The 25,504-nt window shown below is 71.7% G+C and carries 19 protein-coding genes; 11 read left to right on the top strand and 8 right to left on the bottom strand.

The genetic code is table 11. From position 1 onward, the window contains the following. Positions 1–8 precede the first annotated feature (8 nt). The 5 genes from ACFSE6_RS12430 to nhaA all read left to right on the top strand — a co-directional run bounded on the left by ACFSE6_RS12430 (position 9) and on the right by nhaA (position 7,146). A complete protein-coding gene (locus tag ACFSE6_RS12430; RefSeq protein WP_388007344.1) occupies positions 9–2,357 on the top strand; it encodes a GH116 family glycosyl hydrolase in 2,349 nt (782 codons plus the stop codon). 50 nt (positions 2,358–2,407) lie between these two features. Beyond that, a complete protein-coding gene (locus ACFSE6_RS12425; RefSeq protein WP_388007341.1) occupies positions 2,408–3,340 on the top strand; it encodes an aldo/keto reductase in 933 nt (310 codons plus the stop codon). 88 nt (positions 3,341–3,428) lie between these two features. Beyond that, on the top strand, positions 3,429–3,965 hold the full coding sequence (locus tag ACFSE6_RS12420) for a TetR/AcrR family transcriptional regulator (protein ID WP_388007338.1): 537 nt from the start codon (positions 3,429–3,431) through the stop codon (positions 3,963–3,965). Positions 3,966–4,279: 314 nt separating this feature from the next. Further along, on the top strand, positions 4,280–5,272 hold the full coding sequence (locus ACFSE6_RS12415; RefSeq protein ID WP_388007335.1) for a helix-turn-helix transcriptional regulator: 993 nt from the start codon (positions 4,280–4,282) through the stop codon (positions 5,270–5,272). A gap of 38 nt (positions 5,273–5,310) precedes the next feature. Beyond that, on the top strand, positions 5,311–7,146 hold the full coding sequence (nhaA, locus tag ACFSE6_RS12410; RefSeq protein ID WP_388007332.1) for a Na+/H+ antiporter NhaA: 1,836 nt from the start codon (positions 5,311–5,313) through the stop codon (positions 7,144–7,146). Between the two features lie 81 nt (positions 7,147–7,227). Here the strand turns inward: nhaA and ACFSE6_RS12405 are convergent, their stop codons facing one another. After that, positions 7,228–7,989: an HNH endonuclease signature motif containing protein gene (locus tag ACFSE6_RS12405; protein ID WP_388007329.1), complete on the bottom strand. Its 762-nt coding sequence runs from the start codon at positions 7,987–7,989 to the stop codon at positions 7,228–7,230. A 227-nt stretch (positions 7,990–8,216) separates the two neighbouring features. After that, complete coding sequence (locus tag ACFSE6_RS12400) at positions 8,217–8,822, bottom strand: DUF222 domain-containing protein (protein WP_388007326.1); 606 nt, start codon at positions 8,820–8,822, stop codon at positions 8,217–8,219. A gap of 509 nt (positions 8,823–9,331) precedes the next feature. Between ACFSE6_RS12400 and ACFSE6_RS12395 the strand changes: the two genes are divergently transcribed. Beyond that, complete coding sequence (locus ACFSE6_RS12395; RefSeq protein ID WP_388007323.1) at positions 9,332–10,381, top strand: homocysteine S-methyltransferase family protein; 1,050 nt, start codon at positions 9,332–9,334, stop codon at positions 10,379–10,381. A 20-nt stretch (positions 10,382–10,401) separates the two neighbouring features. On the opposite strand, the gene ACFSE6_RS12390 is transcribed toward ACFSE6_RS12395, so the two are convergent. The 5 genes from ACFSE6_RS12390 to ACFSE6_RS12370 all read right to left on the bottom strand — a co-directional run bounded on the left by ACFSE6_RS12390 (position 10,402) and on the right by ACFSE6_RS12370 (position 15,226). After that, positions 10,402–11,733, bottom strand: a complete 1,332-nt coding sequence (locus ACFSE6_RS12390) for a GntP family permease (RefSeq protein WP_388007320.1) — start codon at positions 11,731–11,733, stop codon at positions 10,402–10,404. 70 nt (positions 11,734–11,803) lie between these two features. Then, positions 11,804–12,994 (bottom strand): L-rhamnonate dehydratase, encoded by a 1,191-nt coding sequence (gene rhmD / locus ACFSE6_RS12385; RefSeq protein WP_388007317.1) that lies wholly within the window; start codon positions 12,992–12,994, stop codon positions 11,804–11,806. 2 nt (positions 12,995–12,996) lie between these two features. After that, a complete protein-coding gene (locus ACFSE6_RS12380; protein WP_388007314.1) occupies positions 12,997–14,028 on the bottom strand; it encodes a zinc-dependent alcohol dehydrogenase in 1,032 nt (343 codons plus the stop codon). Between the two features lie 167 nt (positions 14,029–14,195). Next, a complete protein-coding gene (locus tag ACFSE6_RS12375; RefSeq protein ID WP_388007311.1) occupies positions 14,196–14,984 on the bottom strand; it encodes an IclR family transcriptional regulator in 789 nt (262 codons plus the stop codon). Positions 14,985–15,052: 68 nt separating this feature from the next. Continuing rightward, positions 15,053–15,226, bottom strand: a complete 174-nt coding sequence (locus ACFSE6_RS12370; protein WP_388007308.1) for a hypothetical protein — start codon at positions 15,224–15,226, stop codon at positions 15,053–15,055. Between the two features lie 142 nt (positions 15,227–15,368). Here ACFSE6_RS12370 and ACFSE6_RS12365 point away from each other — a divergent pair, with 142 nt between their 5' ends. From ACFSE6_RS12365 to ACFSE6_RS12355, 3 genes are all read left to right on the top strand, one after another. Continuing rightward, entirely contained in the window at positions 15,369–16,724 is a 1,356-nt protein-coding gene (locus ACFSE6_RS12365) for an alpha-amylase family glycosyl hydrolase (RefSeq protein ID WP_388007305.1), read from the top strand. Between the two features lie 51 nt (positions 16,725–16,775). Then, complete coding sequence (locus ACFSE6_RS12360) at positions 16,776–17,567, top strand: siderophore-interacting protein (RefSeq protein ID WP_388007302.1); 792 nt, start codon at positions 16,776–16,778, stop codon at positions 17,565–17,567. A 212-nt stretch (positions 17,568–17,779) separates the two neighbouring features. Beyond that, positions 17,780–19,069, top strand: a complete 1,290-nt coding sequence (locus tag ACFSE6_RS12355) for a DEAD/DEAH box helicase (protein ID WP_465254152.1) — start codon at positions 17,780–17,782, stop codon at positions 19,067–19,069. On the opposite strand, the gene ACFSE6_RS12350 is transcribed toward ACFSE6_RS12355, so the two are convergent. Then, the gene (locus ACFSE6_RS12350) at positions 19,070–20,473 is read right to left on the bottom strand and encodes a UTP--glucose-1-phosphate uridylyltransferase (RefSeq protein WP_388007296.1); all 1,404 of its coding nucleotides are present in this window, start codon (positions 20,471–20,473) and stop codon (positions 19,070–19,072) included. A 160-nt stretch (positions 20,474–20,633) separates the two neighbouring features. On the opposite strand from ACFSE6_RS12350, the gene ACFSE6_RS12345 reads away from it, so the two are divergent. Next, positions 20,634–23,807 carry an AfsR/SARP family transcriptional regulator gene (locus tag ACFSE6_RS12345; protein ID WP_388007293.1) on the top strand — a complete coding sequence of 1,058 codons (3,174 nt, stop codon included), beginning with the start codon at positions 20,634–20,636 and terminating at the stop codon, positions 23,805–23,807. Between the two features lie 109 nt (positions 23,808–23,916). Further along, positions 23,917–25,404: an LPXTG cell wall anchor domain-containing protein gene (locus tag ACFSE6_RS12340; RefSeq protein WP_388007290.1), complete on the top strand. Its 1,488-nt coding sequence runs from the start codon at positions 23,917–23,919 to the stop codon at positions 25,402–25,404. The last annotated feature ends 100 nt before the right edge of the window (positions 25,405–25,504 follow it).

Below are 25,504 nucleotides of genomic sequence, written 5' to 3'. Positions count from 1 at the left end.
TCGACGAGATGCCTGAGACCAGCATGACGCGGTGGGAGCGCGCCCGGACCGCCTTTGCCACCTGCGGCGCGCCCGAGGCCGCGTTCACCGCCAAGCCACGCAGCCACGACGACGGACCCGGGCACGGGTTGTTCCTCGGTCCGATCGGCGGCCCCGCTTTCTCGCGCGATCTGACCGGGCGGTTCAGCCGCTGGCACCTCCACCCCGGCACACACCTCGTCCAGGACGTCGAGCCTGCGTTCCTCGCGGTGCATTACGAGCTAGGTGGGCGGCACCACTTCCGCACCCTGCGCGCACAGGCCGGCGTACGGCACGAGGTGGCCGCGCTGTTTCCGCTGAGTCTCGAACGGCTCACCGCCCCGGACATGCCATTCACGGTGACCCTGACGGCCTTCTCCCCCGTCCTGCCGGACGAGGAGGAGCTGGCCGGTCTGCCGGTCGTCGTGTTCGACGTCGAGGTGCATGCGGTCCCGGGCGAACGGCTGCCGCGGGTCGACGTCGCGCTCTTCTGGCCCAACTTGGCGGGCTGGTGCCCGTCCTGGGTCACCACCGATGAGCGCGGCGACCGCGCCTGGCCGGGCCACCACCATGCCGGCAACCGCAACGGCCCGGCGACCGTACCGGACGCCGGAACCGCTGTACGGCAGACCCGTGAGGTCCTCCCTGGGCGGCTCGCTCCGGAGACCTGCGTCAGCGTCAGCGGAGAAGCAGAGGAATTCAGTCGCCAGGTCGAGTTCAAGACGGACCAGAACGCGACCGGCGTTCCCGACCACGAGCAGGCCTTCACGCTCGGTGCGGTCCGGCACGCCTTCGCGACCACCGGCCGCCTTGGTGTGACGCCCGACGGAAGTTGGCCCGCGCACTGGCACGAACCGATCGGCTCCGCAGTCGCCGCACACCTGGCGCCGGGGCGTACGAGCGCGCAGGTGCGTTTCGCCGTTTCGATGGACTGGCCCGAGGTGACGTTCGGCTCCGGGCGGACGTGGCGGCGTCGGTACGCCGCCACCACGCGCCCAGACGCGACCGAACTGGCCGGGCGCGCGCACTCTGAGGCCGACGCCTGGCTCGCCCGTATCGACGCCTGGCACGAGACGACGTCGGCCCGGCTCACCCGCGCCGGCTGGTCGCGGGAAGTCGCCGGGTGTGTCATCAACGAACTTGGCCTCGTCACCTCGCTCGGGACAGCCTGGATCGACGGCGCCAACCCGGCGCCTGACGGACTGCTCACCGATTCCGAGCATCTCGGTCTGCTCGAAGGGCTCGATGAGGGCTACTACTACTACGACACCACCGACCTGTGGCACTACGCGTTCCCGGCGCTGAGCCTGACCTGGCCCCGACTGGCCGACCTCGTCTTCGGTGACCTCGAGGAGGCGTTGATCGGCGCGGACCAGCGGGAGCGACCGGTCTACCGAGTCGCGGAGCACCGCAGGATGCTCCGTGCCGGGCACCTCCCGCACGACCTCGGTAGCGCCCCGGAGGATCCGTTCGTTCGACTCAACGGTTATGTGATGCGCGACGACCCCAACACCTGGCGCGATGCCACGCCCGCGCATGTCCTCGCGCGCCTGGCCCACGCCCGGCTCACCGACCGGGAGCTGCCGGGCGAGTCGTGGCGGCGCCTGCGGGAGGCTCTCGAACGGCTCGATGCCGCCGTGCCCCGGCATGACGAGTTCGGGGACACCACCTGGGACAACCTCGCGCTGCGGGGGCATTCGACGTACACCGCAGCGCTGCACACCGGGATGTGGGCGGCCGCGGCGCGCGAAGCCGAACGGCGCGCAGAGGATCCCGGGCTGTTCCTCGCACGCCGTGACGCCGCCGCGGAGGTCCTGGGCCGGCTGTGGAACGGCGAATTCTTCCGCGCAGCGTCCGAGGGAAAGTATGTCGACGCCGTCATGCCCGACTCCGTTTGGGGCCTGTACTACGCCGACGTCTGCGGCGCGTCGACCGGCGTAGCGCTCGAGCGCATCCAAGGACATCTCGACGCGGCGTACGAGATCTGCCATCTCGGTTACGACGGCGGACGCGTCGGGCCGTTGCTCATCGGTGAGCGGGAGCTGCGGCGCTACGACCGCGACGGCGGCGAGGAGCTGCAGGTCAACGAGGTTCTCATCGGTTCGGGGTGGATGTTCGCAGCGATGCTGCGCCACTACGGACTTCCGGCACAGGCTGACCACGTCGCCGGCGGCCTACGTGAGGTGCTCTACGGCGGGTCCGGTCTGCAATTCCGGACCCCGGCCGCCGTCGATCGAGACGGACACTTCAGGGCGCCGCTGAACATGCGGCCCCTTGCGGCGTGGTGGCTCGCCGCCCGCACGGCGGCGACGACGGACGGGACCGGCCAGCAGGTCTAGGGTGAAGCCGGGCGTCGCGACCGCACGCACGAGACGAGACCCAAGGACCCATGAAGACCTTCACGCTGCCCGGCACGGACCTGACCGTCCCGAACGTCGTTCTCGGCCTGATGCGCATCCAGGACAAGTCCGACGAGGAGGTCCGCACACTGCTGCGGACCGCAATGGACGCCGGCATCACGTTCCTCGACCACGCCGACGTCTACGGCTCCGAGCCGCACGGCTGCGAGCGCCGCTTCGCCGAGGCGATGCAGCTCAGCTCCGCCGACCGCGAGAAGCTCGTCATCCAGACGAAGGCCGGCATCGTGAAGGACGGGCCGTACTTCGACTTCTCCTACGAGCACCTCGTCGAGTCGGTGAACGGCTCGCTGGCGGCCCTGGGGACCGACTACATCGACATCTTGCTGCTGCACCGACCCGACGCCCTGGTCGAGCCGGACGAGGTCGCGCGCGCCTTCGACGAGCTCGCCGCCGCGGGGAAGGTTCGCGCCTTCGGGGTCTCGAACCACACCCCGGGCCAGATCGAGCTGCTCAAGCGATCGGTTCGGCAGCCGATCGTCGCGAATCAGCTGCAGCTGTCGATCACGCACGCTCCGCTGGTGGCGCAGGGCGTGGCGGCCAACATGGCCAACCTCGACCAGTCGATCGGCCGGGACGCCGGCCTGCTGGACTACTGCCGCCTCAACGACATCACCGTGCAGGCGTGGTCGCCGTTCCAGGCCGGATTCTTCACCGGTCCCTTCCTCGGCTCACCGGAGTACCCGGAGCTCAACGCGGTGATCGACCGGCTGGCTGCGCAGTACGACGTCCCGGCCATCGCCGTCGCCACGGCGTGGATCACCCGTCATCCCGCACAGATGCAGGTTGTCCTCGGCACCACGACGCCGGAGCGGGTGGCGGGCGCCGCGGCGGGGTCGGAGCTCCCGCTCACCCGGGCCGAGTGGTACGAGCTCTTCCGCGCGGCGGGTTACACCGTTCCCTGAGGTCGCCACACGCGGCAGCTGGTCCGACCCACGCGCGGAGCGTGGGAGGCTTGGGGCCGCCCTGAGAGTTTCACGACGGAGTCGTTCGATGCGCGAATCCCATCGCCTGCCCATTCTGGACGCCGCCCAGCGGGTGCTCGAGACCCGCGGGCTGACCGCCATCACGTTCGAGGCGGTGGCGAACGAGGCGGGCCTGACGAAGGGCGGACTCGTCTACCACTTCCACTCCAAGGACGATCTGCTGCTCGCGCTGCACGAACACGTCGCCGCTCAGTGGGAGCGGGCGCTCCTGCAGGAGCTCGCCAAGCCGTACGAGGAGGCCAGCGACGACGAGCGGCTCGGTGCGTACGTCCGGACCTCGGCGCGCAGCTCCACCCGTTCGGAGCTCCTCCTCATGCTCGACGCCGCCACTCACCCCGCCTTCCGCGCGCCGTGGGCGCGCCTGCTGGCACGGTGGACGCCCCCGGTCACCCGGGACGCGGACGACGGCGTCCTGGACCGGATGGTGACGCGGCTCAGCGCGGACGGTCTGTGGTTCCTCGAGGCGTTCACGGACGAACAGGTGGACGCGCGGCTGCGCGAGCGCCTCGCCGAGCACCTCTGCGCGCCGCTCGTCCGGGTCTGAGCGAGGTCCAGCCCCGGCCGTGGCAGGCGGGGCACTCGAGGACCTCGGACTTGTAGTCCGGGAAGTCCGGTGGGGCCCGGCGTCGTCCGGCCGGCACGGACCAACCCGAGCCCGGAGCAGGTCGGGCAGTCGACTCGCCGGGCACGCGGTCGGCTCGGCAGGTTGGTGAACTGCTGAAGCACGAGGCTCTCCTTCCGGTCGGTGAGGGAGCGGTCTCCAGCCTGCTGCGCGCCGGCGCCAGCTGGGAGTGCCGACCCATCCGGGTACTCGCAGGACCTCCCTCCGCGGCGCGGCACGGCCTAACGTGGGGCCGCATGGGACACATCGACCATCGCGCCGAGGTCCGTGAGTTCCTCAGCTCCCGTCGTGCGCGACTCACCCCGGATCAGGCAGGCCTGCCCGCCTACGGTGGGAACCGCCGCGTGACCGGCCTGCGCCGGGAAGAGGTCGCCATGCTCGCCGGGGTCTCGGTCGACTACTACGTGCGCATGGAACGCGGGAACCTCGCCGGCGCCTCGGACGGCGTGCTCGACGCACTCGCCCGCGCACTCCAGCTCGACGAGGCCGAACGCGAGCATCTGATGTCCCTGGCCCGGGTGGCCGGACCGTCCGCGCGCCGCGGCCGTCCTCGGCAGGCCACGACGGTACGCCCGGCCGTCCAGCAGGTCCTCGACGCCATCACGGGCGCCCCGGCATGGGTGCGCAACGGCCGCCAAGACATCGTGGCGATGAATCAGCTGGCCCGGGCGCTGTACGCACCGGTGCTCATCGATCCGCACCGGCCGGCGAACGCCACACGGTTCGTGTACCTGTATCCCGAGGCCGCGCGGGAGTTCTTCGTCGACTACGACCAGATCGCCAACGACGCCGCCGCGGTGCTCCACCTGGAGGCCGGGCGTAATCCGCACGATCGCGCCCTCATCAAACTGGTCGGTGAGCTCTCGACCCAGAGCGAACTCTTCCGCCAGCGCTGGGCTTCTCACGATGTGAGCCTGCACCGCAGCGGCGTGAAGCGCGTCCGGCATCCGGTCGTCGGCCAGCTCGACCTCGATTTCGAGTCCATGGACCTGCCGTCGGAGCCCGGTCTGGTGCTCAACGTCTACACCGCACCAGCCGGCTCCCCCACCGCGGACGGGCTCGCGATGCTCGCTTCCTGGGCGGCGACGCAGGACGCCGAGGCGCGGCTCGACACCGAGAGGGCACAAGTCCGCGAGAACGTGGCCCGACGCGACGTGACCGAGCACAACCTCACCGGGCACCCCGGCCCGAGCGAGGATGTCCGCTCCGCCGAGGAGTTCCGCTCCTGATCGAGACGGTCGACCCGGGCGGGCCTAGGCTTCCCGCCATGGACAGTCCGGGGCCCGGCCCCCTGCGGACACTCCTCGATCGACTGCGGTCCGAGACCGGTAGCGCACTGCTGCTCCTCGGCGCGGCAGTGGTCGCGCTCGTGTGGGCGAACTCGCCCCTGTCCGCGAGCTATGAGGCGCTCTGGCAGCTGCGGATCAACCTCGAGATCGGCGATCTGCGGTTCGACATGGACCTGCACCACTGGGTCAACGACGGCCTCATGGTGGCCTTCTTCTTCCTCGTGGGGCTCGAGGTCCGCCAGGAGCTCTCGGTCGGGTCGTTGCGGCACCGCCGCAGCCGACTCGTCCCGCTCGTGGCCGGAACCGCCGGGGTGGCGGCTCCTGCCCTGATCTACCTGGTGATCGCCGGGGCCGAGGCCCCGGAGGGGTGGGGCGTCGTCGTCGGGACAGACACCGCCTTCCTACTCGGAGTCCTGGCGATCGTCGGCCCGCGGATGTCGAGTCAGCTGCGCGTCTTCCTGCTGACGTTGTCCGTGGTGGACGACTTCCTCGCGGTCGCCATCATCGGCGTCGTCTACTCCGAGGCGGTCGAGGTGATGCCGCTCGTGGTGGCGCTCGCCTGCCTGGCTGCACTGTGGCTGCTCGGCCGCACGCGCGAGTGGCGAAGCGGTCCGTACGTCCTCGCCGTCGTCGTGCTGTGGGGTGCCACCGTGCTTGCCGGGGTGCACCCCTCGCTGGCCGGCATGGCGGCGGGACTGCTGGTGCCGTCCCGAGAGCCGGAGCGGCACGACGTGCTCCGTGCGAAGTACCTCTTCCGTGACTACTGGCAGTCCCCCGGAGCCGGCCCGGCGCGCAGCGTGCAGCTTGGCCTCGCGCGGTCGATCTCGGTGAACGAGCGGCTTCATCTGGCGCTCAGCACGCCGGTCTCGCTCGTCGTGGTCCCGGTCTTCGTGCTCGCCAACGCAGGGATCGACCTGCGGGGTGGGGCTCTCGTGGCCGCGCTCGGGTCGGCAATCATGTGGGCCGTCGCGGGCGGTCTGGTGCTCGGCAAGCTCGCCGGGATCACGGTCGGTTCCGGGCTGGCGGTCCGGTTGGGGCTGGGCCGACTCCCCGACGGCGTGGGGCCCGGAAGCGTGGCCGGTGGCGCGGCGCTCTCGGGTATCGGCTTCACGGTCTCGCTGCTGATCATCGATCTGGCTTTCACCGATCCCGCTCAGGCTCAAGCGGCCACGGTGGGCGTGCTTCTCGCGATCGTGGCCGCCTCGCTCATCGGCCTGGCGATGTTCACCACGGCACGTCGTAAGGGCGAGACGAGCGCCGACCTTCCGACGGTGCTCACGCCGGAGGTCGATCCCGGGCGGGATCACATCCACGGTGACGACGACGCGCCGATCACCGTGGTCGAGTACCTGGACTTCGAGTGTCCGTTCTGCGCGCGCGTCACCGGGATGTGGGCGGATCTGCGCCACCACTTCGGTGACCGCATCCGATACGTGGTACGGCACCTGCCGCTCGAGGACGTGCACCCCCGGGCGTTCGGTGCGGCAGTCGCCGCGGAGGCGGCCGCGCGGCAGGGGCGGTTCTGGGATCTGCACGACGTGCTGTTCGCCAATCAGTCCCAGCTCGAGCCCGACGATCTGCGCGGATATGCGGTCGACCTCGGGCTGGACATGTCCCGCTTCGACGACGACGTCGCCGACGAGTCCGTCATCGCGCGGGTTCGGGCAGACATGCTCAGCGCGCGGGCCAGCGGGGCGCGGGGGACACCGACGTTCTTTCTCAACGGCGTCCGGCACCGCGGGTCACACGACGCACGCACGCTCATCGCCGCGCTCGAGGACGCACGAGCCGGCGAGAGCACCGGGCCCGAGTGACGCACCGAGAGTCCGGATCACCCCAGCGGCTCATCGTCCGCTTCCGCTGAAGCGTGGACGATCCGCCGGGCCGCCGCGTCGTCACGCGGCACACTCGGAATTGTGCGCCGAGTCGGGACCGCTGCGGTCGCGTTCCGCCCGCCGTCGGGCGATGTCCCAGTTCCCCATGACGATGGAGAGCGCATAGTCGAGGTCGAGCCTGCTGCCACCCCCGGTCGGCGCCAGCGGGTGGGGATCGTCGCTCGCCGGCACCGGCCCGGCGAGCGCGAGCGGCAGCGCGGCACCAAGGTCGACCGTCGGCGATGCCGGCACAGGCTCGACGACCACGCCGTCCGGCGACTGGAACGTCAGCTCCGCGTCGGCGTCGGCGACGATGACGAAGCCGCCTTCGTGCAGGAGGCGGTGGTGCTCGCCGCACAGCAGCACGAGGTTGTCCAGGTCGGTCGGGCCGCCGTCGGCCCAGTGAATGATGTGGTGAGCATGCAGGTACCGGCGCCGTTCGCAGCCCGGAAATCGGCATCCCTGATCCCTCTCCCACAGGGCACGGAACTGCGCCGCACTCGCTGTCCGACGGCGCCGGCCGAGGTCGACCGTCCGACCGGACCGCGCACTCGGAGTGACCCGGAAACGCTGCTTCGCGCGTCGGACACGGCGGGGCGGGTCAGCAGGTGGCGCCTGCTCGGCCTCGTGGATGTGCAGAACGACCCCGGTGTCACAGGTCAGGCGACGCGCGGTCTCGGGGTGGAGCGCCGGCCCGAACTCGAGCCGTGGTCCGATCAGCCGGCGGTTTGCCGACGTCTCGGCCGGAGCCACCCGTGTCTCGGCGAGGTCGTCCAGGGTCACGTGCAGGATCGTTTCCGAGCGCCTCGATCCACGTGCGACGCCGGGCATCCGCGGGCCGGTCGAGGCGCATGGGTCCTCGCTCTGTCCGGTATCGATCGGTCCGGTGTCCCCGGAGCTGTCCACATCGGGGGCATCGACGGTGTCGGCAGCATCGATGCTCTCGAGATTCTCGACGGGCACAGCGGGCCCGAGCACGCCGTGCTCGCACAACAGCACCAATGCGTCGATCAAGGCGCGGCCCGCGGCGACCTTGGACTCCTCGCCCGGGGTGCCGGAGAGTCGCTGGTGTGCGCGGTGCCGGCCTCGAGCTGGTCCTGCACCCGTCGCAGCGCCTCCACGATGACCGCCCCGTCCTCCGGCGAGCACCGGCCGCTGAAGGCCACGGACCCGTCCCACTCGGTACGGAATGTCAGGCGCCGGTCGCTGTGCCGCTCGTTGACGCCCTCGACGGTGGACGCGGTCCGAACGCCAGCACAGAACCGATCGAGCTGATTCGCCGTCGCCGCCTCGGCGATCTGGAGAAGGTCGTGCTCGGTCTCGGCCGTGGCAACGCGGGAGATCGCGCGCACCTTCGAGTAGCTCAGCTGTCCGGCCGCGAATGCCGCGGTGATCTCGGGCAGATCGGCAAGGGCACGGGCCACTCGCACCTGCTCGCGCGCCGTCCCGGCCGAGAGCCCGCATCGCCAGGACAGCCATTGCGCCGTCGAGACGATCCCGTGAACCTGCGACCAGCCCTGGCGGGCATCGAACTCGGCGACCAGCTGCAGGAACCGGCATGTTGCGGACGCCAGTTGGGCGGCCAAGGTGCTCAGTTCCAGCTCGACCTCCTCCAAGGGCCGTTCCGCCGTGCTCTCATCAGCGGACTCGTCGGCGCAGGCTGGGCGCCGGCAGGCTGGCCGGTCCCAGGTTCTGTTGCAGCGACGGGGTCCGACGTCGTCGTCATGGCTCTCGCCTCCATCTCACGATCACGCAGGGATTCGAACGCGTGTTCGTACGCTACGGGGCGCCGCTGACATTTCGGCCGACCAGCTCATGGGGCGGTTCCGGCGGGCAGCGAACCTGGCAGGTCGGCCGAACGGCACGGTCAGGCAGTTCGCCATACCCGAGACGCTTCCGCTGAAGCGCGAGCGCCGCCGAGGCTCAGTGCGCTTCCGCGGAAGCACCGAGATCGGCCTACCGCGTCGGACAATGACGCGCCGCGCGCTCCACGCATCGAGAACGCCGCCTCACGAGATCCGCCTGGTGTCCGCTATGCGAACAGGCGCCCCGACGGCCGCCACTCCCAGCCGGGCGCTTGCCAGCATGGCCGCCACCGACCGCCCGCACCACCGAGGAGCTCGCCGTGACCACCGACCGTACGCTGAGCCGGCGCCTCGACGCCGGCCCCGTCATCTGCGCCGAGGGGTTCCTCTTCGAGCTCGAACGGCGGGGCTACCTCAGCGCCGGCGAGTTCGTTCCCGAGGTCGCGCTCGACCATCCGGAGGCCCTCCGGGCCCTGCACGTCGACTTCCAACGTGCCGGGTCGGACATCGTCGAGGCGTTCACCTACAACGGCCACCGCGAGAAGATGCGCGTCATCGGCAAGGAAGATCTCCTGGAGCCGCTCAACCGGTCCGCACTCGCCATCGCGCGCGAGGTCGCCGACCGCCGACCGGGTGACCTCATGGCCGGCAACATCTCCAACACCAACGTCTGGGATCCCGCCGACACCGCACGGCAGACCGAGGTCCGTGCCATGTTCGAGGAGATGGTCGGCTGGGCCGTCGAGGCCGGCGCCGACCTCATCATCGGCGAGACGTTCTATTACGCCGGCGAAGCCCTCGCTGCACTCGAGGCGGCGCGGGCCTCCGGTCTCCCGATCGTGCTGACGCTCGCCCCCATGGCCATGGACGAGATGGCCGACGGCGTCGGGATCGTCGAGACGTGCCAGCGACTCGAACAGGCCGGGGCCGACGTCGTCGGCCTGAACTGCTTCCGCGGACCGGACACGATGCTGCCCTGGCTCCGGCGGATTCGCGCCGCCGTCTCCTGCCACGTCGGGGCTCTTCCCGTCCCTTACCGCACGACGGCGAAGGAACCGACCTTCTTCAACCTCTCCGACGACGGCGCGAGGGTGCCCTCTCCGCACGGCCGCACCTTCCCCACGGCCCTGGACCCGCTCCAGACGAACCGGTACGAGATCGGCGCCTTCGCCCGGGAGGCTGCGGCACTCGGCGTCAACTACCTCGGAGTCTGCTGCGGCGCCTCACCGATGCTGATCCGCGAGGTGGCCGAGGCTGTCGGCCGCACCACCGAGGCGAGCCGGTACTCGGAGCGGATGCAGCACCACTTCATGTACGGCAGTCATGAGCGACTGCCCGATCACATCGCCGCCCTCGGGGACCGTGCCTGACCGTGCTCGATTCCGCCACGCTAACCCATCGGGAACACGGTGGCGCCGACGAGCGTAAACGCCAACGCCACGACGGAGGCGAGGAACTCCGGCAGCGTGTAGACCTTCAGGCCACCGGTGACGGAGAAGTTCGGGATCTTGGCGGTGACCCAGAACCCGCTGTCGTTGAGGTGGCCGAGGCTCAGCGCCCCGGACAGGCACGCCATCGCGACCCACACCGGGTGGACCCCGATCACCGGCGCGAGTGAGGCCATGATCGTCATCGTCGTGATCGACGCGACCGTGCCGGAGCCGACCGCCACGCGGAACGCCATGCCCACCAGGTAGCACGCGAGCAGCGCCACGAAGAAGTTGCCCCCGAAGGCGGAAACCGACTCGGCGATGAGGTCACCGATGCCGGCCGCCTCGATGACCGCACCGAACGCGCCGCCGGCACCGGTCACCAGAAGCACGAGGCCGGCGCTCTGCACCGCGGTCCCCGCCGACTCGTTCATCTCGTCCCGGTTCATCCCGCGGGCGGCGACGAGGTACGCCACCAGGGCACCGATCAGCAACGCGATCGTCTTGTCGGTCACGAACGCCGCCCAGCCGGGCAGCTCCTCGACCGTCGCCGACCACACGGTGCCGGTGAGGATGATGGCGATCGGGACCAGCAGCGGCAGCAGCGCCAGCACGAACCCGGGCTCGCGCCGCACGCCTGCGTGTTCGACCATGGCGGGCTCACCGTCGACGTCACCGGCGGGCCGCCACACCCGGGGCAGGATCATCGAGTACAGGGCGACACCACCGAGCACCGAGACGAACCCGCCGATGCCGCCGACCAGCAGCATGATGCCGACGTCGAAGTTCATGATCTCGCCCGCCGCCAGCGGGTTCGGCGTCGGCGGCACCATCGTGTGCGCGGTGCCGGCGCCGAGCGCCACCGAGCCAACAGCCAGCGGCATCGGCTTGCGGGCTTCCTTCGCGATGGCGATCGCCAACGGCACGAGGATGACGAACGTGACGTCGTAGAAGACCGGGATGGAGAGCAGGAACGCCGCTCCGGCCAGCCCGAACATCGCGAACCGGTCCGACGTCGCTCCCACCAACGTCCGGGCGATCACCCGCGCACCGCCGGAGTCGGACATGAGCTGGCCGAGGATGATGCCGAAGCCGACCGACAGGCCGATGCCGGCCATGAGCTCACCGAAACCTCCGGTGACGACGCCGACCAGCTCACCCGTCGAGACCTGCGTCAGGGTGCCGAGCAGCAGGGTCCCGAGGACGAGCGAGATGGCGGGGTGCAGCTTGACCTTGATGATCAGCAGCACGATGACCGCGATGCTGAGCGCGAGCCAGAGAATGTCGATCATGGTCCGTCCTTGGACTCGGGTGGCCGGTGATCCCGGGGCACGCCGGTGCTCTCGGCCGGTGGTGGCGGGGTCAGTGGGTGAACGGCCGGGTGCGCTCGACCTCGGGGTTGAGCTCGACGCCGAAGCCGGGCGTGTCCGGCACGCGCAACCGCCCGTTCTCGGGCACCGGCTCACCGAGGAGCAGCGGGGCGAACATGGGCACGATCTCTTCCGCGGTCTCGTGCATCATGAGGAACTCCGCGAACGGGCTGTTCGTGCGCGTGACGACGAAGTGGTACGAGTACACCGACGAGCCGTGCGGGACGACCATCGTCCCGTGGGCGTCCGCCATCGCCGAGATCTTGAGCAGCTCCGTGATGCCGCCGCACCAGCCGACGTCGGGCTGGATGATGTCGATACCGGTCTCCAGCAGCTGCCGGAATCCCCAGCGGGTGGCTTCGTGCTCGCCCGTGGTGACCAGCATCCCTGCCGGGACCTGGCGCTTGAGCTGCGCGTAGCCCCAGTAGTCGTCGGGGATGAGCGCCTCTTCGATCCACCGCAGCCCGTACTCGGCGGCGCGGCCGGCCAACCGGGTGGCGTAGTCGACGTCGAGGGACATCCAGCAGTCCCACATGAGCCAGAAGCCCTCGCCGACCCGGCTGCGCATGTCCGCGAGCGCGTCGAGGTTCTTCCGCAGGCCTTCCTCCCCCTCGGCGGGCCCGTGATGCAGCGGCATCTTGCCGCCGATGAACCCGAGCTCCTTCGCGACGTCGGGCCGGGCGCCGGTGGCGTAGAACTGCAGCTCGTCGCGCACGGGACCGCCGAGCAGGGCGTAGACCGGCTCCTCGCGCAGACGCCCGAGCAGGTCGTAGAGGGCGAGGTCGACGCCACTGATGGCGTTGAGGACCACGCCGCGCCGGCCGTAGTAGAGGGTCGAGCGGTACATCTGGTCCCAGATGCGCTCGAGGTCGGTGACCGGGCGGCCCTCGAGGAACCGGGCGAGGTGCTTCTCGACGATCCAGGCGCCGATCTCGCCGGCCGTCGTGACCGCGAATCCGACGGTGCCGTCGTCGGCCTCGATCTCGACGACGAGGGTGCCGAGGACGTTGATGCCGAAGCTCTGCCGGGACCGCCGGTACTCGGGGTAGATCGACATCGGCGTCGCGATGTGGTCGTCGATCCAGTGGTAGCCCGACTGGTCGTGGTAGTCGGCGCCCTTGCCGCGGACGGTGTAGGCGCGGACCTGGGCGATCGTAGGTGTCGTGGCGGATGCGGTGGCCACCTTCAGCCCTCCTGGTCGAGGCGGACGAGGATCTTGCCGGGCACGTCGGCACCGGCCGCGAGGTCGGTGAAGGCCTGCGGACCTTCCGAGAGGGGCACCTGCCGGGAGATGAGCGCGCGCGCCTGGTCCGGCGCGGTGCCGATCCAGGCGGCGGCGTCGGCGAAGTCCTGCGCGGAGTAGGTGAAGGACCCGACGAGCGCGCGCTCACCCGTGCTGATCGCGAACGCGTCGAGGGCCAGCTGCGGCGCGCCCATCCCGACCAGGCACACGGTGCCGCCGATGCGCGTGGCGGTCAGCGCCGAGCGCAGCGTCGGTTCGATGCCGACGGCGTCGATCGCCCGGTCGGCCGGGCCACCCAACGCCGCGGCCACGGCGTCGCCGGCATCCGCGCGGGTCGCGTCGATGGCGGCCACGCCGAGCTGGGCGACGAGCTCGCGCCGCGAGGCCATCACCTCGGTCACGGCGATCCGGCTCACCCCGTGCATCTGCAGCGCGAGGACAACGGACTGACCGATCGGCCCCGCACCGGTGACGAGGACGGCGTCCTCGGAGCCGGCGCCGGCGCACCGCACCGCGTGCACGGCCACCGCGAGCGGCTCGACCAGCGCACCGAACTCGAGGGGCATCGTCTCCTCGAGCAGCACGACGTTGCGGGCCGGCAGGGCGACGAACTGCGCGAAGGAGGCGACCACGTCGGGGGCGACGCCGACCACCGTCTTGTTCGGGCTGAGCTGCTCGCGTCCCGCGTACGCCTCGACGTCGGCCTCCGGGACGACGACGGGGTTGAACGTCACCGGGGCTCCGACACGGAACCCGGTGACACCGTCACCGACCGCTGCGACGGTCCCGACCGACTCATGCCCCATGACCTGACCCGGCACCCGGCGGCCGTTCTCACCGGTGAAGCCGTGCAGGTCCGAGCCGCAGATGCCGGTGGCGATCACCCGGATGAGGACCTCGCCCGGACCCGGGTGCGGGTCCGGCAGGTCGACGATGTCCATGCGGCCGACGTCGGCCATGCGCAGGGCCTTCATCGGGCGCCTGCCAGGGTTGCGCCCCGCCATGGGGCGTCCGGATACGTCACGCGATTCTCCTTCGAACCGGTGGTTCACATGTGTGAACCTTGGTTCCTGGTCGTGAAATCGCGGGAGTATGGCAGGCGGCGCCGTGATGGTTCAAGCCATGCTCGGCCGTGGCCGATTCACGGCGAGAGCGATCCGGGCACCCCCATGGCCGCGCGGATCCTCCCGGCGGCATCACGGAGCACGGGGTACAGCGAGTGCGGCCACCGCTCCGCCGTGCGCGAGGTCGGCATGGTGATGCTCAGCGCGGCACAGACGCCCGTCTCCGCCTCCGTGGTCACGGGAACGGCCACGCAGCGGCACCCCTCGATGAACTCCTCGTCGTCGACGGCGAAACCCGCCTCGCGGGCGCGGGTGATCACCCGCATCAGTGCGCCGACGTCGGTCACCGTGTTCTCCGTCAACCGCGGCAGCGCGACGGCGGACAGGCGCCGGCGCGCCTCGGCCGGGTCGAGCGTGCCGAGCAGCGCCTTGCCGATGCCGGTGGCGTGCGCGTGTAGCCGCATGCCGACCGAGGACGCCATCCGCATCGGCTTGGGTGACGGGCGGATCGCGATGTAGACGTTCTCGATCCCTTCCAGCCGCGCGAGTTGGACGGTCTCCCCGACCCGGTCACGAACGTCGTCCATGACGGCCTGCGAGGACTCCAGCAGTGTGCGGTGACCGTCATAGGCCTGCCCCACCTGCCAGGCATGCAGCCCGAGGCGGTACCGGCGCGCCTGCGGTGAGTGCTCGAGCCACCCGGAGCGGACCAGGGTGCTGAGCAGGCCGTGAGCGCTCGACTTGGGGATGCCGGAGTCGACGACGTCCTGGAAGGTCACGCTGCCGCGTTCGGCCACGAGGTCCACGAGCTCCAGTGCTCGCCCCGCGGACTTCACGGTCCGCGCCGGCTGCTCCGCCACACTCATCGGGCCGCCTCCTCTCGATCACCGGAGTCAGCATCGTCCCAGGTGGTCGACACCGGGTGCGGTCCGGGTCACCCTGCGTCGCGAGCCGTCGACCTGAGCACCGGATCAGCCTCGGCCGTGTCCTCGTCGAGGCCCGCCCGCGCCATGCGATCCCAGAACTCGCGCTCGGCCTCGACGAGCGCCCGCTCGGCGGCCATTTCGGCCCGGCGGTCAGTGATCACTGCGTCGTCCTGCTCGTGCATGCGACATCTCCTCCCACCCCTGGCCAACGGACAGGCCACGCCAGGAGTTGCATCGCGTTCGCATCCGTCGGCCACATGGGAAGCTGAACCGACCGACGGTGCCTGACGATCGATGGCGCCTGACCGTGCGGAGGGCCGACGCATGACCCGTGACGAGCCGGAATGGGTTCGCCACGCCCTGTGGTGGCACGTGTACCCGCTCGGCTTCACCGGCGCCCCCGTCCGCCCGGCCACGGACGATGAGCGCGCCCCGGCCCACCGGCTGCGCCACCTCGAGCCGTGGCTCGATCACCTCGTCGATCTCGGCCTCAACGGCCTGCTGCTCGGTCCGGTCTTCGCCTCCGAGACGCACGGCTACGACACGGTCGATCACTATCGCCTCGATCCGCGCCTGGGCGACGAGGCCGACGTGGACCGCCTGGTCGCCGCGTGCCGCGAGCGCGGAATCCGACTCCTGTTCGACGGCGTCTTCAACCACGTGGCCCGCATCCATCCCGCGTTCGCCGAGGTCGAGGCCCACGGCCGTGACGCCGCCACGGCCAACCTGTTCCGGATCCACTGGGACTCCTACGAACCCGGCGGGCCGGTCCCCGCCGACGTGTTCGAGGGGCACGAGGCCCTCGTCGAGCTCGACCACTCTTCCCCGGCCGTCGTGGACGAGGTCACCGACGTGATGACGTACTGGCTCGAGCGGGGCATCGACGGCTGGCGCCTCGACGCGGCCTACGCGGTGCCGCCGCAGTTCTGGCAGGCCGTGCTGCCGCGTGTGCGCGAACGCCACCCGGACGCCTGGTTCCTCGGCGAGGTCATCCACGGCGACTACTCCCAGCTGGTGGCCGGGTCTGGGATGGACACCGTCACCCAGTACGAGCTGTGGCAGGGCATCTGGCACGGGATCGCGGACCGCAACCTCTTCGAGACCGAGCACGCCCTCGGTCGCCACCGCGGCATGCTCGAGACGTTCGTCCCCGCCACCTTCGTCGGCAACCACGACGTCACCCGGATCGCCTCCGCCGTCGGCGAGGATCTGGTCCCGCACGCCGTCGCCATCCTGCTGACCGTGGCCGGTACCCCCGCCGTCTACGCCGGCGACGAGCTCGGCATGACGGGCGTGAAGGAGGACCGGCTCGGCGGCGACGACGCCGTCCGGCCGGCGTTCCCGGCCCAGCCGCCCGGCCCGGGGGATCTGGCGGACCACCCGATCTGGCGAGCCCACCGCGACCTGATCGCCGTCCGGCGCCGGAACCCGTGGCTGCACGAGGCGGCCACCGACGTCGTCGACGTCGCTCACACCTGGCTGGTACTGCGCACCGGGACCGACGGCGCGGCGGTCGTCACGGCCCTCAACATCGCCGACGACGGGGCGCGGCTTCCGGCCGCGGACGCGACCGTGCTGCTCGCCGGGTCCGGTGAGCTCGACGAGCACGCCGCCACCGTGACCGTGCCCCCTCGCGGGTGGGCCGTGCTCGGCGCCGGCGAGGCAGCCGACGTGAGCTGAGTCACTCGGTCCTGACATCCACGGCCGTCCGGAGGTTAGGCTTGCCTAACCATGACGGAGACACCGAAGCGCAAGCGGGTACCGCACACGGTCGACGTCGCGGCTGCGTGGCGCGTCACGCCGAATCTCGTGCGGGTGACCCTGACCGGTGACGAGCTCGCGCGCGTGGACCCGACCTCGTACACGGATCGGTACATCAAGCTGGTCATGGCCGAGCCCGAGGAACCGGACGGACGTCCCACCCTGCGCACCTACACGATCCGCGACGTCCGGGAGGACGCCTGGGACATCGACATCGTGGTGCACGGCGACGAGGGGTACGGCGGTCCCTGGGCGCAGCGGGTCCGGCCGGGCGATCAGGTGACCTTCCTCGGGCCCGGTGGCGGTTACGCTCCCGACCCGCAGGCTCGCTGGCACCTACTCGCCGGGGACGACGCCGCGCTGCCGGCGATCGCTGCCGCGCTCGAGGCCATGCCGCACGACGCCGTCGCCCGCGCGTTCGTCGAGGTGCCCAGCGAGGCGGACCGGCAGGACCTCCAGGCGCCGGCCGATACCCGGATCAGCTGGGTGATCCGCGGGACCGAATCCTTGGAGGAGGCGGTCATCGGCGCGCACGAGCGCGGTGAGCTGCCCGCCGGCGCTCCGCATGCCTTCCTCCACGGCGAGGCCAACTGCGTGCGGGTGCTGCGACGCTGGGCGCGCGCCGAGCTGGGCGTCAGCCGCGAGCAGCTGTCCGCGTCCGGGTACTGGCGCCGCGGGGTCGACGACGAGCGGTGGCGAGCCCTGAAGCGCGAGTGGGTGGCCGCCGTCGAGCTGGACGACGCCGCCCTCACCGGCTCCTGAGCGGCGCGCGTGTAGACTGGTTCGCGGCCGGCTGGTCTTGCCCCGGCCCTGCGCGATGCACATGTCGCGCCATCGCGGGCTCCGCTTCCGCGATCCCGCCGGCCGGCGGGGACCTCCGCGGCGAGACGCCGACCGAAAGATTCTCTGTGACTTCTGCTGCTTCAGTCAGCCCTTCCCTGTCCACCTTCACCGACCTCGGCCTTCCCGGCGACATGGCCGCCGTCCTGCACGACGCCGGGATCACCGTCCCCACCCCCATCCAGGCCGCGACACTGCCCGACTCCCTCGCCGGCCGCGACGTCCTCGGACGTGGCCGGACGGGCTCCGGCAAGACGCTCGCCTTCGCCCTGCCGCTGCTGACCCGGCTGCGCCGTTCAGGTCGCCGCCCGCAGGCGCGTCGGCCGCGCGCACTCGTCCTCGCCCCGACCCGGGAGCTGGCCGCCCAGATCGAGCAGGCCGTCCGCCCGCTCGCCCAGGCGGCAGGGCTGCGGATCACCACCGTCTTCGGCGGCGTCGGCCAGCAACCGCAGGTCGAGGCACTGCGCCGCGGCGTCGACCTCCTCATCGCCTGCCCCGGCCGCCTCGAGGACCTCATCGGTCAGGGGCACTGCTCGCTGACCGAGGTCGAGATCACGGTGCTGGACGAGGCCGACCACATGGCTGACCTCGGGTTCCTGCCCGCCGTGCGCCGGCTTCTCGACGCGACGCCGAGGCGGGGCCAGCGCATGCTGTTCTCGGCGACTCTCGACAACGCCATCGACGTGCTCGTCCGGCGCTACCTCACCGACCCGCGAGTGCACCAAGCCGACTCGGCCCAGTCCCCCGTGGCCGCGATGGACCACCACCTGCTGACGCTGCCGCGCGATCTACGGCTCCCGGTCCTCGTGGACCTGGCCAGCGCGCCCGGCCGGACGGTGCTGTTCACGCGGACCAAGCACGGCGCCAAGGCGCTCGCCCGGAAGCTCAACGGCCAGGGCGTCCCGGCCGTCGACCTGCACGGCAACCTCAGCCAGAACGCCCGCACCCGCAATCTCGCGGCGTTCCACGACGGCACGGCGACCGCCCTGGTGGCCACCGACATCGCCGCTCGCGGTATCCACGTCGACGACGTCGCCCTGGTGGTGCACGCCGACCCGCCGGCCGAGCACAAGGCGTACCTGCACCGCTCCGGTCGCACGGCGCGCGCCGGTGCCGCCGGGACGGTCGTCACGCTGGCCACCGAGGACCAGCTCCGCGACGTGCGCGCCCTCATGCGGGCTGCGCGGATCAAGCCGGCCACGACGTCCGTCGGGACGGTCGACCATCCGGTGCTGCGTGAGCTCGCACCCGGCGAGCGCAGCCGCCCGGGGCCCTGGACGGCACCGGAATCCCCAACGGCCGCACCCGCTCGCGGTGGTGCCGGCGCTCCGTCCGGGAAGCCCGGCGGATCCGGCCGTGGCCGACGGCGCCGTGGTGGTCGCGGCCGCTCCCGCGGGCGTGCGGCGACGTCCCCGGCGAGGTGATCAGCCGCTGACGCCCTCGGCGGTGACCCGCGCTCCGTCCGGCACTCTCGCGGGCTCCGCGCGGTCGGGCAGCGCGGCGTCACCCTCGACCGTGACACCCGCGCCGAACGTCCAGTCCCCCTCGACCGTCAGCGCCGTGGCGGACCGCAGCGACGGTGCACCGGCCGGGAACCTCGCATCGAAGTCGCCGATCGTCTTGTAGGTCTTGGACAGCTTGACCAGTGGTGGGGTCGCCGTGGCGCGCAGACGGTAGTCCTCGGTGAGGTCGTAGACGTCCGAGCGCAGGAGCAGCAGGTCGTTGGTCGTCTTCACCGGGAGGAATCGTTCCCGGCCCACCTCGATGACCTGCGCGCCCTCGAACACCGCTACGGCGGCTCCCATCGCCGACTCGATCTGGATCACGGCAGGCGAGTCGGGATCGGTCGGGTCCACCGTCTTCTCGTTGCGGATGAGCGGCAGTTCCAGCACCCCGCCGGTGCGTTCCAACTCAGCGTCGAGCGCCTCGAGGTCGAACCACAGGTTGTTGGTGTGGAAGTAGCGGTGCCGCTCCGGATCGAGGGCGATGTCGAGGTCATCGGGATGCGTCTGCGCGGTCTCGCGCTGGATGATCCGTCCGTCGGACCTGCGGATCACGAGCTGTCCGCCCTTGACGTCCGCGGGTGTCTTGAGGGACATCTCTGCGGCGTACGGCGCGCCCGAGGCGGCGAACCACGCGGCGATCCGGCCGTCCGGCGCTGCCCCGAGGTTGTCCGCGTTGGACACGCTGGCGTACCGGAAGCCCGCCTCCAGCAGGGCCTTGACGACGCCGGAGGCGTGCAGTGCCGGGTACAGGTCGCCGTGGCCGGGTGGGCACCACTCGAGGTCCGGAGCCGCCGGCCACTCGACCGGCTCCAGGGTGTCGGCGCGCAGCTTGGGCTCCCGGTTCTGCAGGAAGTCCAGCGGCAGCCCGTCGACGGCGAGGTCGCCGGCACGAGCGAGTGCGGAGAGCGAGTCCTCCCGCGTGCGGAAGGAGTTCATGAGGATGAGCGGCAGGCGTGCCCCGGTGGCAGCGCGTGCGGCACGGACCTGGCCGGCGATGACGTCGAGGAAGCTGAGCATCTCGCCGCCGGACGCACGCACCGGCAGCAGGGACTTGGCCTTGTCCATGCCCATCGAGGTGCCGAGCCCCCCGTTGAGCTTGATGATCGCGGTGCGGTCCAGCGCAGCGGCGGCGTCCGCGTCCGCGATGTCCAGGTCCGCGTGGCGCGGGATGTCCCGCAGCGGCTCGACGTCGTCCTCGCGGATGAGACCGGATTCGCCGGACTCCAGAATCCGGTAGAACCGGGTGAACGTCTCGATCGCCGCCGGTGCCACGCCGGCGTCGGTCATCTTCTCGCGTGCCAGCTCGAGTCCGCGGTCACTCATCGTCTTCGTGCCCTTCGTCCAGGAAGCGTGATCCGGCGCGCCGGCCCTCGCACAACCCGCGCGCACCCCCGGGGAAACCTACCGGCCGCGGCGCGGAATCGCGCATGGACTAGATTCGACGTCGGGGCACGTCATCGGTTTCAGGGGGGAACGCAGCAGCGTGACGTCTCGGCTGTGGTTCGGGCTGCTGGGCGAACTCGAGGTCCGGCGCGGGTCCGAGCGGATCCCGGTGGGTCGGAGCACGCTGCGGATCCTGCTCGCCACGCTGCTGCTCGACGTCGGCCGGACCGTGCCGTACGGCAGGCTCGTGGACGCACTGTGGGGCGCGGACCCGCCGTCGTCGGCGCGCTCCACGGTGCACGTCTACGCGAACCGTCTGCGCCGGCTCCTCGGGGACGACGGGCCCGAGTTCCGCGTGCTGCACACCCGTCCGAACGGGTACCTCCTCGACGTCGACCGCGATCAGGTCGATGTCGCGCGTTTCGCCGACGGCGTGCGCCGCGCGCGGCAGGCACAAGCGAGTGGGGACATCGCCGGCGAGTCGCAGCTCCTCACCACGGCGTTGGACCTGTGGCGTGGCACGCCGCTCGCCGACGTCGACTCGGAGGCGTTGCAGCACACCGTGGTGCCCCGACTCGTGGAGGACCGGCTGCAAGCGCTGGAGCGCCGCGTCGAGGTCGATCTCGAGTTGGGCCGGGGGCGCGAGGTGCTCGGCGAGCTCGCCGGCCTGACCACGAATCACCCTGCCCGGGAGCGCTTCCGGACCCTGCAGATGCGCGCCCTGCTGCACACGGGCCGGCGTGCCGAGGCCCTCGAGGTCTACCAGGATCTGTGGCGCCACCTGCGCGACGAACTGGGTATCGAGCCCGGGGAGGAGATCCGGCAGTTGCACGCCGAGGCCCTGGCCGGCGCGGACGACGGCGCACCGGGCGAGGGCGGTGCCGCGGACGAGGCGACGGCACCGGCGGTCCGGCCCGCGCAGCTTCCGCCGGACAGTCGGCGCTTCGCCGGCCGAACCGCCCACGTCGCCGAGGTGACCGCCCGGCTCCGTTCCGGGTCCGCGCCACCGACGATCGTGTGCGGGCCGCCGGGCGTGGGCAAGACGGCCTTCGCCGTCCACGTGGCCCATGCCGTGCGGGCGCACTTCCCGGACGGCCAGCTGTACGCGGACCTCGGCGGACATTCCACCGGCGGGCCGTCGCCGTGCGGGGCGGTGCTGCAGCGATTCCTGCGGGCGCTCGGCGTAGTCGGCAGCCAACTCCCCGCCGATCCGGCCGATCAGATCGCGCTCTACCGCTCCCTGCTCGCGGACCGCCGCGTCCTCGTGGTGCTGGACAACGCGGCGGGCCCGGACCAGGTGCGCCCGTTGCTGCCGGGACGGACGGGATGTGCAGCTCTCGTGACGAGCCGGAACGAACTGCGTGGGCTGGTCGCGCTCGACGGTGCGGAGGAAGTCGTCCTCGAGCCGATGGACCAGGCGACCTCGCGGGAGGTCCTCGCGGGCGTGATCCCGGCTCGCCGGCTCGCGGCCGAGCCGGACGCGGCCGCCGAGCTCGCGACCCTGTGCGCCGGACTCCCGCTCGCGCTGCGCATCGCCGCCGCCAACGTGCGCGCCCACCCGGGACGGAGCCTCGCGGACCACGTGAGCGCCATGCGCCGGCACGGCCGGCTCGCCCACCTGCGCGTGCCGGGGGACGAGCAGGCCGCGGTCCGCGCGGCGTTCGACCTGTCCTACGCCCGGCTCGCCCCGGACGTCGCGCGACTGTTCCGGCTCCTCGGCGTGGTGCCGGGCCCCGACGTCACCACGGACGCGGCCGCGGCACTGGCCGGGTGCGACACGGTCACCGCTGCCGAGCATCTCGACGACCTGCTCGCGGCCAATCTGCTGACGGCCGGCGAGCCGGGCCGGTTCCGGCTGCACGACCTCGTCCGCGAGTACGCGCGCTCGCGAGCCGATGAGGACCCGGAGACTCGAGAGGCGGAGGACCGGCTCTGGGATCACTTCCTGGACACCGCCCGGGCCGCCGCCGACGTCGTCCACCCGGACGTGCGGCGGGTGCCGCCGGCGACCGGACGCCGCGGCTCGCCGTTCCCCGGAGACGAGGCCGCGGCGTTGGAGTGGCTGGACCAGGAACGGTCGACCCTCGTGGCGATGGTGCTGGCCGCCGGTCGCCGCGGACGGAACCGGTACGCCTGGCTCATCGCCGACGCGCTCGGCGGCTACTTCTGGACGCGGGGGCACGGCGCCGAGGGGTTGACGGTCTGCGAGGCGGCCCTGGCGGCGGCCCGCGCACAGGGTGACCGGCGGGCCGAGGCACGGGTCCTCAACCTCACCGGGCTGACTCAGTTCGCCCTGAGCCGATTCCAGGACGCCGAACCGTCCCACCTGTGCGCCTGGGAGATCAGCCGGGAGATCGGCGACCGCGAGGAAGAGCTCTCTTCGCTGTACCACCTGGGTCGGGTCACCGGGCAGCTCGGCCCCGCGGAGCGCAGCGCCGAGTACCACGAGCAGGCGTTGGAACTGGCCCGCGAGCTCGGTGACCGTGACGCCCAGGCGCTGAACACCAACTACATCGGCGTGGCCCGGCTCGCCGCGGGGCGGGCGGACCTGGCCCTGGAGGAGCACCGGCGCGCGCTGGCGCTCGCCGGGGACAACGACTCCGTCCGCGCGCGGATCCTCGGCGCGCTCGGGAACGCGGCCCTCTACCGCGGCGAACTGGAGACGGCCGTCGCGCGGTACGTCGAGTGCCTCGAGATCGCGCGGCGTCTCGGCAACCGCGGCATGGAGGCCAACGCGCTGATCTGCCTCGGGGAGACGCGCTGCGACACCGGCGAGTACGACCTGGCGCTGGAGGCGGGTGAGCAGGCGTTGCAGCTCGGCCGCCGCCTGGGCGAGCCCCGGCACGAGGTCGGCGCCGTCGAGGTGCTCGCCACCGCACGGTTCCGCAGCGGACGGACCGACGGGGTCCTCGAGGACTACCGCGCGGCGCTGGCCACGGCGCAGGCGATCGGCTTCCGGTTCGGCGAGGTCTCGATCCGCTGCGGTCTGGCTGCCGCGCACCGGGGCCTCGGTGACCCCGCGGCCGCGTCGGCCGAGGCCGAGCGTGCCTTGGACACGATGGCGAGGACCGGTATGTGGGGCATCGAGGCGCGCGCGCAGATCGAGGCCGGTCGGGCGCTCGGCGATCTCGGTGAGCTCGACCGGGCACGAGGACACCTCGAGCGGGCCCTGCTCCTGGCCGAGCGGTCCGGCCTCCGGCTCGTCGACACCCGGGCGCGCGAGGCCCTTGCGTCGCTCGAGGGCGCCGGTGCCCCGCCGGCAGCGCGCGGGTGAGCCACGACGGTAAGCGAACGGAAAGCGGTCGGTCAGCGTCCGCCGATGTCATGGATGGTTGGCGTCCGTGTGCGCGGGCGCCCGAACGTTGACGAACTAAAGAGGCGATATGACGACCGTTTCAGGACACTCCGCACCCGCGGGTGCGCGCGTCCGGCGCGGGCTGACCGCGGTGGCCGCCGCCGCGCTGGCCTCGCTGGGGCTCGCCGCGCCGGCCGCCGCCGCTGTGGACCCGCCGGAGCCCACCGTGGTGGTGGACCCCTCCGAGCTGGCAGTCGGTGACGAGTTCAGCGTGTCGGGTGTGGGATACACGCCCGACTCGACCGTCGAAGGTCAGACGCTCGACTCCGACGGGAACGTGGTCGGCGAGGCGAGCTTCGAGGCGAACAGCGCCGGTGCGATCTCCGAGAGCGGCCTGATCGTCCCGGACCAGCTCACCCCGGGCCAGTACGTGGTCCAGCTGACCGACGTCAGCGGCGCCACCGCGCAGGACGACGTCACGATCGTGGACGCGTCCGTCGACCCGAGCGTGACCATCGAGCCGAACCAGCTCTTCCCCGGTGACCCGTTCACCCTCTCCGGCGAGGGCTACACCCCCAACTCGACCATCCAGGGCGAGACCCTGGACGCCGAGGGCAACGCCCTGAACGAGTTCACCGCCGAGGCCGACGCCGACGGCGCCTTCTCCCAGGACCTCGAGGTCCCGGCCGACCTCGAGCCGGGCACCTACGGCGTGCGCATGACCGACGCCGGCGGCGCCACGGCCGAGACCACCGCGACGGTCCTCGACGACTCGCTCAACCCGAGCGTGAGCGTCGATCCGAGCGAGCTGACCCCGGGCCAGGAGGTCACCCTCTCCGGTGAGGGGTACACGCCGAACGCCGACGTGCAGGGCGAGACGCTGGACGCGGACGGCAACGTCGTCGGCGAGTCGACCGTGCAGACGGACGCGAACGGCGCCTTCACCGCACGCAGCTCGGCCATCGAGCTGGAGCCGGGCGAGTACGTGATCCGCATGACCGACCCCTCCGGCGCGACCGCGGAGACCACCGTCACCTACGTCGAGGAGACGCTCGACCCGAGCGTCAGCATCGAGCCGGACGAGCTCGCGCCGGGTGACGCGTTCACCCTCTCCGGCGAGGGCTACACCCCCAACTCGACCATCCAGGGCGAGACCCTGGACGCCGAGGGCAACGCCCTGAACGAGTTCACCGCCGAGGCCGACGCCGACGGCGCCTTCTCCCAGGACCTCGTGGTCCCCGAGGAGCTCGAGCCGGGCACCTACGGCGTGCGTATGACCGACGTCTCCGGTGCCACGGCCGAGACCACCGCGACCGTGGTCGCCGCCGGCAACGGTGACAACGGGGACGACTCGGGTCAGGACCCGGGCTCCGGCTCCGGTGACGACGAGGCGGGCTCGGGTGACGAGGCCGGCTCCGGTCAGGAGAACGGTGACGACGAGGCCGGCGCGGGCGAGGGTTCGCTGCCCGAGACCGGTGCCGAGCACGCGCTGCTCGGGCTCATCGCCCTCGGGTTCGTCGCCGGTGGTGCGGTGCTGCTGCGTACCCGGCGACAGCTCATCGCAGACCGCGTCTGACAGATCAGCCGCAGCCTGACGGGCTGAACGCCTGACACAGAACAGGGCCGCTCCCGGCGACGGGAGCGGCCCTGTCGCTGTCGATCGCCACCGTCCGACG

It is taken from the genome of Georgenia deserti, assembly GCF_042680605.1.
Classification (GTDB): domain Bacteria; phylum Actinomycetota; class Actinomycetes; order Actinomycetales; family Actinomycetaceae; genus Allobogoriella; species Allobogoriella deserti.
Note: the sequence above shows the minus strand (reverse complement) of the source record. Positions and strands in the feature narration are given on the sequence as shown.